Raw genomic sequence first — 11,737 nt, 5'->3', positions numbered from 1 at the left:
AGGATGTCGTGCAGCCGACAAGAAGATTAGCCTGAATAAAAAAGGCCCGACAAGCGGACCTTTTTTCACAGCCATAGGGTACGTAGACTCAGATCTTTTTGAAGATCAGAGAACCGTTAGTACCGCCAAAGCCGAAGGAGTTACACAGGGTGTACTCCATTCCACTCACCTGGCGCGCTTCGTGAGGAACGAAGTCCAGATCGCAACCTTCATCCGGGTTATCCAGGTTGATGGTTGGCGGAACAGCCTGGTCGCGCAGCGCAAGAATAGAGTAAATAGACTCTACTGCTCCCGCTGCACCCAACAGGTGACCGGTCATGGATTTTGTGGAGCTGACCAGTACGCGGCTGGCAGATTCACCGAAGATAGACTTAACAGCCTGAGCTTCTGCTTTATCGCCCGCAGGGGTAGAGGTACCGTGTGCGTTAACGTAGCCGATTTGCGCTGGGGTAATACCCGCATCGCGAATCGCGTTTTCCATGGCCAGCGCGGCGCCCGCACCATTTTCTGGCGGTGACGTCATGTGATAGGCATCGCTGCTCATACCAAAGCCAACGACTTCAGCATAAATTTTCGCGCCACGTTTTTTCGCATGTTCGTACTCTTCCAGAACGAGCATACCTGCACCATCGCCCAGCACGAAACCGTCACGGTCTTTGTCCCAAGGACGGCTTGCCGCCTGAGGATTATCGTTGCGGGTAGACAGCGCGCGCGCAGCACCAAAGCCACCCACGCCAAGCGGGGTACTGGCTTTTTCAGCACCGCCCGCCACCATAGCATCTGCATCGCCGTACGCAATCATACGCGCGGCCTGGCCGATGTTATGCACGCCAGAGGTACATGCGGTCGCGATAGAAATGCTTGGCCCACGCAGACCGAACATGATGGTCAGGTGACCCGCCACCATATTAACAATCGTGGACGGAACGAAGAACGGGCTGATTTTACGCGGTCCGCCATTCATGAGAGATGAATGGTTTTCCTCGATCAGACCAAGACCGCCAATCCCGGAGCCAATAGCGGCACCGATACGGGTTGCGTTCTCTTCCGTAATTTCAAGGCCAGAATCCTGCATGGCCTGAACGCCAGCGACAATTCCATATTGAATGAAGGCATCCATCTTGCGCTGTTCTTTGCGCGAGATGATCTCTTCACAGTTAAAATCCTTTACTAAGCCAGCAAATTTCGTTGCATAGGCGCTAGTATCGAAATGGTCGATTAGGCTGATGCCGCTCTGACCGGCAAGGAGAGCTTTCCAGGTGGACTCTACGGTATTGCCGACAGGAGACAACATGCCAAGTCCGGTCACAACTACACGACGCTTAGACACGTTTGTCCTCCAGGGAGGGATAAAAAAAGAGATTCGTGGGACTAAAAAAGATAAAACTCAGGCGGTCGAATGACCGCCTGGAGATGTTCACTTACGCCTGGTGGCCGTTGATGTAATCAATGGCAGCCTGAACGGTGGTGATCTTCTCAGCTTCTTCGTCCGGAATCTCAGTATCAAACTCTTCTTCCAGAGCCATTACCAGCTCAACGGTGTCAAGAGAATCTGCGCCCAGGTCTTCAACGAAGGAAGCGGAGTTCACAACTTCTTCCTGCTTAACGCCCAGCTGTTCGCCGATAATTTTCTTAACGCGTTCTTCGATAGTGCTCATACTCTTAAATTTCCTATCAAAACTCGCTTTCGCGATGGTTTTCGTAGTGTATAAAATGTTGAAAAATTTGCAACTAAATCCCGGCAGGTCTTACCACGATTTTACGTTATTTTGAGGCCAATCCCCCCAATAACGCAAATATTTTCGATCGTGATTAAACCATATACATCCCGCCGTTGACGTGGAGGGTTTCACCAGTGATGTAACCCGCTTCGTCAGAGGCTAAAAATGCAACCGCGCTGGCAATTTCTTTAGGGTCGCCTAAGCGGCCCGCAGGAACAGCTGCCAGCGTACCCGCACGCTGCTCATCAGTCAGCGCACGCGTCATGTCCGTTTCAATAAAGCCCGGAGCAACAACGTTTACAGTAATCCCGCGGGACGCGACTTCACGCGCCAGCGACTTACTGAAACCAATCAGACCTGCTTTCGCCGCAGCGTAGTTAGCCTGACCAGCATTTCCCATGGTACCAACCACAGAACCGACAGTGATAATACGACCATGACGCTTTTTCATCATAGCGCGCATTACCGCTTTTGACAGACGGAATACAGATGACAGGTTGGTTTCGATAATATCGTTCCACTCGTCGTCTTTCATTCGCATCAACAGGTTATCGCGAGTGATCCCGGCATTATTGACCAGAATATCCACTTCGCCAAACTCTGCGCGAATATTTTCCAGAACAGATTCGATAGATGCAGGTTCGGTCACATTCAGTACCAGACCTTTACCGTTCGCACCCAGATAGTCGCTGATGGCCTTCGCGCCATTCTCGCTGGTTGCTGTACCAATCACTTTCGCGCCGCGCGCGGCCAGTGTTTCAGCAATTGCACGCCCGATACCGCGGCTTGCGCCAGTGACCAGGGCAATTTTTCCTTCAAAACTCATGGTATTCCTCTTTTATTGCGAGAGTGCCGCTTCAATGGCTTCCGGCTCGTTAATCGCCGAGGCAGTCAGGGTGTCAACAATACGTTTTGTCAAACCAGTCAGGACTTTCCCTGGGCCGACTTCGTACAGGTGCTCAACGCCCTGAGAGGCCATAAACTCAACGGTTTTGGTCCACTGTACCGGGCTATAGAGCTGGCGAACCAGCGCGTCACGGATAGCCTCCGGCGTGGTTTCACATTTCACATCGACGTTGTTCACAACGGAAATCGTCGGTGCGTTAAAGGTAATTTTTTCCAGTTCAACCGCCAGCTTGTCAGCAGCAGGTTTCATCAGCGCACAGTGGGACGGAACACTCACTGGCAGCGGCAGCGCACGTTTCGCGCCCGCGGCTTTACAGGCTGCACCTGCACGTTCAACCGCTTCTTTATGACCCGCGATAACCACCTGGCCTGGCGAGTTGAAGTTAACCGGTGAAACCACCTGACCTTCTGCTGATTCTTCACACGCTGTTGCGATGGAAGCATCGTCGAGACCGATAATAGCAGACATGCCGCCCGTGCCTTCTGGCACCGCTTCCTGCATGAATTTACCACGCAGTTCTACCAGGCGTACTGCGTCAGCAAAGGCGATCACACCGGCACAGACCAGTGCAGAGTATTCACCCAGGCTATGGCCCGCGAGCAGGGCTGGCGCTTTGCCGCCCTTCTGCTGCCAGACGCGCCACAGCGCAACGGAAGCGGTAAGCAGTGCTGGCTGAGTCTGCCAGGTTTTGTTCAGCTCTTCGGCCGGACCTTGTTGGGTCAGCGCCCATAAATCATAACCCAGCGCATCGGAAGCTTCACGGAAAGTCTCTTCGATTACCGGATAGTTTGCTGCCATTTCAGACAACATCCCAACGGTTTGAGAGCCCTGCCCCGGAAACACAAAAGCAAATTGCGTCATCTTTTAATCCTTATCCTAGAAACGAACCAGCGCGGAACCCCAGGTGAACCCGCCACCGAAGGCTTCAAGCAAGACCAACTGGCCCCGTTTGATTCGTCCGTCACGTACCGCTTCATCAAAGGCGCACGGTACTGACGCCGCAGAGGTATTGCCGTGGCGATCGAGCGTCACCACAACGTTATCCATCGACATGCCCAGCTTTTTCGCGGTTGCACTGATAATACGCAGGTTCGCCTGATGCGGCACCAGCCAGTCGAGTGCGGTGCGCTCAAGGCCATTCGCCTCCAGCGTTTCATCAACAATGTGGGCCAGTTCCGTCACCGCGACCTTAAACACTTCGTTACCTGCCATGGTCAGGTAGATAGAGCTGTCCGGATTCACACGGTCGGCATTAGGCAGCGTTAACAGTTCGCCATAGCTACCGTCAGCATGCAGATGCGTGGAGATGATGCCCGGCTCTTCAGACTGACCCAGCAGTACGGCACCCGCACCATCGCCAAAAATAATGATCGTTCCGCGATCGGTTGGATCGCAGGTACGCGCTAGCACGTCAGCACCGATCACCAGCGCATACTTCACCGCGCCGGATTTTACATACTGATCGGCAACGCTCAATGCGTAGGTGAAACCCGCGCACGCTGCGGCAACGTCAAACGCCGGGCAGCCTTTAATACCGAGCATATTCTGCACCTGGCACGCTGCGCTTGGGAAAGCATGCGTGGCCGATGTCGTGGCAACCACGATCAAACCAATCTGATCTTTATCGATGCCCGCCATCTCGATAGCACGCTGTGCGGCTTCATAACCCATGGTGGACACGGTTTCGTCTGGCGCGGCGATACGACGTTCACGGATACCTGTGCGCGTGACAATCCACTCGTCAGACGTATCTACCATTTTTTCCAGATCGGCGTTGGTTCGCACTTGTGTTGGCAGATAGCTGCCGGTACCAATAATCTTCGTATACATGTACGCTCAGTCACTTTTAGCTAATACAGATTCCAGGCGAGCGGCAATCCGCTGAGGGACTTGTCGCTGCACCGCCTGCACTGCCTGTTCAATGGCGACAGTAAATGCTCGCTGATTGGCGGCACCGTGACTCTTGATCACAATGCCGCGCAATCCTAACAGACAGGCGCCATTATACTGGTCGGGGTTGAGGTGACTGAATCGCCGCGTCAGGCTTTTTTGTAACCAACGCTTTAATAAAATCAGCCACCAGGCGCTTTTTTTACCTTCTCCCTGCGATTTGAGGAGAGAAAGGAACATTCGCACAACCCCTTCCATGGTCTTCAACGTCACGTTTCCAGTGAAGCCATCACACACCAGAACATCCGTTTTCCCCGTCAGCAACTCATTGGCTTCGAGATAACCAATATAGTTGATGGAGGGAACCTGTTTAAGCAATTCGGCAGCCTCGCGAATGCTGTCCAGGCCTTTGGTCTCTTCTTCACCTATGTTCAGTAACGCAACACGGGGAGTCTTGATCCCGACCACTTCTTCTGCCAGCACCGACCCCATCACGGCAAACTGAGCCAGCATTGTACTATCACAATCGACGTTAGCGCCCAGATCGAGCACCACCGTTTTGCCCTTTTGCTGATGCGGGAGTACCGTCACCAGCGCCGGACGCTCAATGCCCTCAATAGGCTTGAGCAGTAATTTCGACAGCCCCATCAGCGCGCCGGTATTCCCCGCGCTGACGCAGGCCTGCGCACGTCCTTCTTTTACCAGCTCCAGCGCCATTCGCATAGAGCTGCCACGGCTATTGCGAATCGCCTGCGATGGCCGGGCATCACTGGCAATAACTGACTGCGCAGGAATAATCTGCAGACGTGAACGTTGTTCGAAGTCAGCTTTTGCAAGTAATGGCGTGATTGTGTCGGGATTGCCGACTAAAAGAAGTGTGAGTTGCGAATTAGAATTCAGTGCCTGCAATGCTGCAGGCACTGTCACGGAAGGCCCAAAATCTCCTCCCATGACATCTAACGCCAGGGTTAGACGTGTCAAGGTATCGTCGCAGCCTGGTTCGGTAAATTCCCCGTTTGCACGGGGAGTTCCTCACTAAGCCTAATCACGCAAACGCGTGATTACTTAGTGATAACCTTGCGGCCGCGGTAGAAACCGTCAGCAGTGATGTGGTGACGCAGGTGTTTCTCACCAGAAGTCTTGTCTACAGACAGGCTGGTAACTGCAGTCAGCGCGTCATGGGAACGACGCATGCCACGTTTGGAACGGGTTGGTTTATTCTGTTGTACGGCCATGGACCTTACTCCTCAATTACTTACGCTTTAAGCTGGCTAATACGGCAAATGGGTTTGGTTTTTGCGCTTCATCAGGCAGTTCCCCAAAGACCATGTCCGCCTCGGACACTTCACAGTGTTCAGAATCATGCACCGGAACCACTGGCAAGGTGAGGATGATTTCATCTTCAACCAGAGCCAGAAGATCGATTTCACCGAATTCGTTAACCTCAATCGGCTCATACGCTTCCGGGAGTGCCTCAGCCTGTTCGTCAGAACGAACCGGACTGAAACAATACGTTGTGTGAACGTGCTGTGTGAACGGTTTCCCGCAACGCTGACATTCGAGCGTTACCGTCACCTTTGCATCACCGGTTAAAACGGCAAGGCGCTGGTTATCGATAGCGAACGACATGGAGCATTCCACATCACTGTCCACACTGACTACGGATTCGGCAATACGCTCAGCCTGATCGGAAGTATAGATACCTTCGTAATCGAGGCGTTTTTGAGCCGTACGAACCGGATCAAGAGTCAGGGGTAATTTTACCTTTTGCATAGGGCGCGCATATTAACTTTGTAACGTCATATAGTCAAAGAAAAAGGCAACCAGGGCTGCCTTTTGCCAATTATTCGCACACATTGCGGCCTGTAGTTTAAAATGGCAGGCATCGATACGCTATATCTGGTGATAAAAATATGCCAAATCTCGTTCTCGCTTCCACTTCTCCCTACCGCCGAATGTTGCTGGAAAAGCTCGGGATCCCGTTTGTGTGTGCCGCGCCGGACGTTGACGAGACGCCACAACCTGGCGAGTCGCCGCGTCATTTAGTAACGCGTCTGGCGAAAGAGAAAGCACAATCGCTTGCCGCACAATACCCTTCGCATTTGATTATAGGCTCCGATCAGGTTTGCGTGCTGGATGGTGTCATCACCGGTAAGCCACACACCGAAGAGAATGCCTGTAAACAGCTTATGCAGGCGCGCGGCAATATTGTTACCTTTTATACCGGCCTCGCGCTCTACAACTCCGCCGTGGGCCACCTGCAGACCGAATGCGAACCGTTTGATGTTCACTTCCGACACCTGAGCGAGCAAGAAATCACTGATTATGTGCGTCGTGAACGGCCTCTCAACTGCGCCGGCAGTTTTAAAAGTGAAGGTCTTGGGATTGCGCTCTTCGAAAAGCTGGAGGGGCGTGATCCGAACACGCTGGTGGGCTTACCGCTGATTGCGCTGTGCCAGATGTTAAGACGCGAAGCGTGTAATCCGCTGACGGCGTGACCGTTGCGGCCTGATGCCCTCACCCCGGCCCTCTCCCACAGGGAGAGGGGGCAAACATTAAAAACGGCAATTCCGTTGCCGTTTAACTTTTACCTTAGCCGCGCAGAACTTTCAGGCAGCGTTTCAACTGCTCATCCAGCGGCGCTTCAATACGTATAGTCTCGCCGGTATTTGGATGGGTAAACTTCAGCGCTGCCGCATGCAGGAACAGACGCGACAGCCCCGTCCCCGCCAGTTGCTTATCAAATTCCCTGTCGCCATAGCGATCGTCAAACGCAATCGGATGGCCCGCAAACTGGGTATGCACGCGAATCTGATGGGTTCGGCCCGTCACCGGGCTACAGCGCACCAGGGTGGCAAACTCATAGCGCTCTTCTACTTTAAAGCGCGTCTCAGACGGTTTACCTTCCTGGCTGACGCGAACAATTCGCTCACCGCTTTGCAAAATATTTTTCAACAGCGGGGCCTGCACCACTTTCACGTGGGACTGCCACTGACCACGCACCAGCGCCAGATAATCTTTCTGCATCCCTTTTTCGCGCAACTGCTCGTGCAACGAGCGCAGGGCTGAACGTTTTTTGGCGACCAGCAGCACGCCAGAGGTGTCACGATCGAGACGGTGAACCAGTTCGAGGAAACGGGCTTCCGGGCGCAGCGCGCGCAGCCCTTCAATCACGCCGAAGCTGAGACCGCTGCCGCCGTGTACCGCCGTACCCGACGGTTTATTCAGCACCAGGATATGATCATCTTCATACAGGATCACATCACTCAGGGCGGCCACCTTCTGCAGCTTAGGCGACACGACCTCTTCTTCACGTTCGGCAACACGCACCGGCGGGATACGCACTTCGTCACCGGCTTCGAGCTTATACTCAGGTTTCACGCGTTTTTTGTTAACCCGCACCTCGCCCTTACGCAGGATGCGGTAAATCATGCTTTTTGGTACCCCTTTCAGCTGGGTGCGCAAAAAGTTATCGATACGTTGCCCCGCTTCATCATCGGCGATAGCAACCATTTTTACGGCTGGAGTCTCTGTTTTCATGGTTGGCGATTCTAAATATCGTCAGGCATTAGCGCCACTCATTTTTCTATGCTTATATTTACTTTTATCCGGCCTGCCCCGGTTTCGCGCAATCGATTTGGTGGTTATTAAACCAATCACCATACTGAAGTGAAGAAACTGTGAGTAACCGGGTGATAATTGGTAAAAGTCATCTTGCTATAACCCGGCGAGCAGTGGAATAATGAAGCCGTTTTCCGCGTTAAATCCGGGTTTTGTAAGGATGTCGACGGAATGACCAATTTTGTCTGACCGATCATCCACGCAGCAATGGCGTAAGACGTATTGATCTTTCAGGCAGTTAGCGGGCTGCGGGTTGCAGTACTTCCCGGTATAAGGATTGTTCTCTGGAGAGTTCTACCCAGGCAATTCCCCTGATAATTGCGCTGTGTTTCCGTATGAAACACAGGCAACCGACACTCTGCGCCTCTTAAGCGAGCGACAACCGTGAGGTTGGCGACGTGAATAGACACGAGGCCATCGGTTCATACCCCGGAAAGCGTCACCTTGCCCGCAGCTTTGTCGTCAATGTAAGAATAACGAGTAAGTTACGATGAAAAGAATGTTAATCAACGCAACTCAGCAAGAAGAGTTGCGTGTCGCCCTTGTGGATGGGCAGCGCCTGTACGATCTGGATATCGAAAGTCCTGGACACGAACAGAAAAAAGCGAACATTTACAAAGGTAAAATCACCCGCATTGAACCAAGCCTTGAGGCTGCATTTGTCGATTACGGTGCTGAGCGTCATGGTTTCCTCCCTCTGAAAGAGATCGCCCGCGAATATTTCCCTGCTAACTACAACGCTCATGGCCGTCCGAATATCAAAGATGTTCTGCGTGAAGGTCAGGAAGTGATTGTTCAGATTGATAAAGAAGAGCGCGGCAACAAAGGTGCCGCACTGACAACCTTTATCAGCCTGGCGGGAAGTTATCTGGTGCTGATGCCAAACAACCCGCGTGCGGGTGGTATCTCTCGCCGTATCGAAGGCGATGACCGTACCGAACTGAAAGAAGCGCTGGCCAGTCTTGAACTGCCGGATGGCATGGGTCTTATCGTGCGTACCGCCGGTGTGGGCAAATCTGCCGAAGCGCTGCAGTGGGACTTAAGCTTCCGTCTGAAGCACTGGGAAGCTATCCAGAAAGCAGCAGAAAGCCGCCCTGCTCCGTTCCTGATCCACCAGGAAAGTAACGTTATTGTACGTGCCTTCCGCGACTATCTGCGTCAGGATATCGGTGAAATTCTCATCGACAACCCGAAAGTGCTTGAGCTGGCTCGCCAGCACATCGCCGCACTGGGTCGTCCGGACTTCACCAGCAAAATCAAACTGTACACCGGCGAAATCCCGCTGTTCAGCCACTATCAGATTGAATCCCAGATTGAGTCCGCCTTCCAGCGTGAAGTCCGTCTGCCATCCGGCGGTTCTATCGTTATCGATACCACAGAAGCGCTGACCGCTATCGACATCAACTCCGCACGTGCGACGCGCGGCGGCGATATCGAAGAGACCGCCTTCAACACCAACCTTGAAGCCGCTGATGAAATCGCCCGCCAGCTCCGCCTGCGCGACCTGGGTGGTCTGATTGTTATCGACTTTATCGACATGACCCCTGTTCGTCACCAGCGTGCGGTTGAAAACCGTCTGCGCGAAGCGGTGCGCCAGGATCGTGCGCGTATCCAGATTAGCCATATTTCACGCTTTGGCCTGCTGGAGATGTCCCGCCAGCGCCTGAGCCCGTCTCTGGGCGAATCCAGCCATCACGTTTGCCCGCGCTGCTCCGGTACCGGGACCGTTCGTGATAACGAATCTCTGTCTCTCTCTATTCTGCGTCTGATTGAAGAAGAAGCGCTGAAAGAGAACACCAAAGAGGTTCACGCCATTGTTCCGGTGCCAATTGCCTCCTACCTGCTGAACGAAAAACGTGCCGCGGTGAGTGCCATTGAAGCGCGCCAGGGCGGCGTTCGCTGCATCATCGTGCCAAACGACCAGATGGAAACGCCGCACTATCACGTGCTGCGTGTCCGTAAAGGCGAAGAGACCAGCACACTCAGCTACCTGCTGCCGAAGCTGCATGAAGAAGAGATGGCGCTGCCATCTGATGAAGAGCCAGCCGAGCGTAAACTGCCAGAGCAGCCTGCATTAGCGACCTTCATCATGCCGGAAGCTCCGCCAGAAAGTGCCCTGGAAAAACCAGCGGCTAAACCTGCGGCACAAAAACCGGCAGTGGCGGCAAAAGCCGAGCCAGCACAACCGGGTCTGCTGAGCCGTTTCTTTGGCGCGCTGAAGAAAATGTTCGCAGGTGAAGAAGTTCAGCCAGAGCAGCCGAAAGAAGAACCTAAAGCGGCTAAACCTGAGCGTCAGCAGGACCGTCGTAAGCGTCAGAACAACCGCCGCGATCGTAATGACCGCAGCGACCGTAACGAGCGTCGTGACAACCGTTCGGACAACAATGAAGGCCGTGAGCAACGCGAAGACAACCGTCGCAATCGTCGCGAGAAACAACAGCAGAACGTTGAAGATCGTGAAATTCGCCAGCAGGCGGGCGATGAGTCCGAGAAGAGCAAACAGCGCGACGAGCAGCAGCCTCGCCGTGAGCGTAACCGTCGCCGTAACGACGAAAAACGCCAGGCGCAGCAGGACGTTAAAAACCTGAATCGCGAAGAGCCTGCTGAGCAGCAGGAGACCGAGCAGGAAGAACGTACTCAGGTTATGCCACGTCGTAAGCAGCGCCAGCTGTCTCAGAAAGTGCGCGTCGGTGCTGTTCAGGCAGAAGAAACCGCAGCTGTCGCAGCCGAAGTGACAGAAACCACAACGGGCACGCAGGTTGCGAAAGTTGACCTCCCGGCCGTCGTGGAAAATCAGGTAGAGCAGGATGAAAACGGTGAAAACCGTGACAACGCGGGTATGCCGCGTCGCTCGCGCCGTTCTCCGCGTCATCTGCGCGTGAGCGGTCAGCGTCGTCGTCGCTACCGTGACGAGCGTTACCCAACGCAGTCCCCAATGCCAATGACCGTGGCGTGCGCGTCACCTGAAATGGCATCCGGTAAAGTCTGGATCCGCTACCCTGTTGCTCGCCCGGAACAGGCTGTTGAAGAACAGGCAGTGACCGAAGAGGTGATTGCACCAGCACCAGCAGCAGCGGTAGAAGAGGTTGTAACGGAAGCGGCAAACGTGGTTGAACCACAGGTTGTTGAAACTGAAGCACCTCACGCTGTGGACGTCGAAACCACCCATCCAGAAGTGATTGCCGCGCCGGTTGATGCCGCGCCGCAGCTTATTGCCGAAGAAGATGCCGTGGTGGCTGAAGAAGTCGCTGAAGAGGCTGAACCTGTAGCCGCAGTGGAAGAAACCGCTGAAACCATCGTTGAAACCACGACCGAAGAGGTTGTGCAGGACGTTGAGATTCAGGTTGAACCTGTTGTTGAAGAAGCGAAAGCGCCGGAAGTGAAACCCGAGCCGGTGAAGGTTGCCGTCGCGCCTGCGCACGTTGCCACAGCACCGATGACTCGCGCCCCTGCGCCTGAGTATGTGCCTGAAGCACCGCGTCACAGCGACTGGGTTCGCCCGGAGTTCAACTTCGAAGGTAAAGGTGCTGCCGGTGGTCACAGTGCTACGCACAAGGCTACTGCACCAGCAACCCGTCCGCAGTCAGTTGAATAACGC

11 protein-coding genes are annotated in these 11,737 nt (G+C 53.9%); 2 read left to right on the top strand and 9 right to left on the bottom strand.

All coding sequences use genetic code 11. The features are described 5' to 3' along the window. Positions 1-88: 88 nt before the first annotated feature. The 8 genes from fabF to yceD form a co-directional block, all read right to left on the bottom strand. A complete protein-coding gene (fabF, locus tag APU11_RS26125; protein ID WP_028028098.1) occupies positions 89-1,330 on the bottom strand; it encodes a beta-ketoacyl-ACP synthase II in 1,242 nt (413 codons plus the stop codon). A gap of 91 nt (positions 1,331-1,421) precedes the next feature. Next, positions 1,422-1,658: an acyl carrier protein gene (acpP, locus tag APU11_RS26120; protein ID WP_003857954.1), complete on the bottom strand. Its 237-nt coding sequence runs from the start codon at positions 1,656-1,658 to the stop codon at positions 1,422-1,424. Positions 1,659-1,812: 154 nt separating this feature from the next. After that, positions 1,813-2,547 (bottom strand): 3-oxoacyl-ACP reductase FabG, encoded by a 735-nt coding sequence (gene fabG / locus APU11_RS26115; protein WP_013097120.1) that lies wholly within the window; start codon positions 2,545-2,547, stop codon positions 1,813-1,815. A 12-nt stretch (positions 2,548-2,559) separates the two neighbouring features. Continuing rightward, a complete protein-coding gene (gene fabD, locus APU11_RS26110; RefSeq protein WP_058651569.1) occupies positions 2,560-3,489 on the bottom strand; it encodes an ACP S-malonyltransferase in 930 nt (309 codons plus the stop codon). 15 nt (positions 3,490-3,504) lie between these two features. After that, positions 3,505-4,458 (bottom strand): beta-ketoacyl-ACP synthase III, encoded by a 954-nt coding sequence (locus APU11_RS26105; RefSeq protein ID WP_013097122.1) that lies wholly within the window; start codon positions 4,456-4,458, stop codon positions 3,505-3,507. 6 nt (positions 4,459-4,464) lie between these two features. Then, a complete protein-coding gene (gene plsX / locus APU11_RS26100) occupies positions 4,465-5,499 on the bottom strand; it encodes a phosphate acyltransferase PlsX (RefSeq protein WP_060578773.1) in 1,035 nt (344 codons plus the stop codon). 80 nt (positions 5,500-5,579) lie between these two features. Further along, positions 5,580-5,753 carry a 50S ribosomal protein L32 gene (gene rpmF / locus APU11_RS26095; protein ID WP_003857964.1) on the bottom strand — a complete coding sequence of 58 codons (174 nt, stop codon included), beginning with the start codon at positions 5,751-5,753 and terminating at the stop codon, positions 5,580-5,582. 16 nt (positions 5,754-5,769) lie between these two features. Then, positions 5,770-6,291, bottom strand: a complete 522-nt coding sequence (gene yceD / locus APU11_RS26090) for a 23S rRNA accumulation protein YceD (protein ID WP_013097124.1) — start codon at positions 6,289-6,291, stop codon at positions 5,770-5,772. A gap of 140 nt (positions 6,292-6,431) precedes the next feature. Between yceD and APU11_RS26085 the strand changes: the two genes are divergently transcribed. Next, the gene (locus tag APU11_RS26085; RefSeq protein WP_028028074.1) at positions 6,432-7,016 is read left to right on the top strand and encodes a nucleoside triphosphate pyrophosphatase; all 585 of its coding nucleotides are present in this window, start codon (positions 6,432-6,434) and stop codon (positions 7,014-7,016) included. A gap of 94 nt (positions 7,017-7,110) precedes the next feature. Here APU11_RS26085 and rluC read toward each other — a convergent pair whose 3' ends face one another. Beyond that, a complete protein-coding gene (gene rluC, locus APU11_RS26080; RefSeq protein ID WP_028028073.1) occupies positions 7,111-8,058 on the bottom strand; it encodes a 23S rRNA pseudouridine(955/2504/2580) synthase RluC in 948 nt (315 codons plus the stop codon). 571 nt (positions 8,059-8,629) lie between these two features. On the opposite strand from rluC, the gene rne reads away from it, so the two are divergent. Continuing rightward, complete coding sequence (rne, locus tag APU11_RS26075; protein WP_040019482.1) at positions 8,630-11,734, top strand: ribonuclease E; 3,105 nt, start codon at positions 8,630-8,632, stop codon at positions 11,732-11,734. The last annotated feature ends 3 nt before the right edge of the window (positions 11,735-11,737 follow it).

The organism is Enterobacter sp. 50793107, from assembly GCF_001463365.1.
GTDB lineage: Bacteria > Pseudomonadota > Gammaproteobacteria > Enterobacterales > Enterobacteriaceae > Enterobacter > Enterobacter cloacae.
The sequence above is the reverse complement of the archived record's forward strand: the minus strand, read 5'-3'. Positions and strand labels throughout refer to the sequence as shown.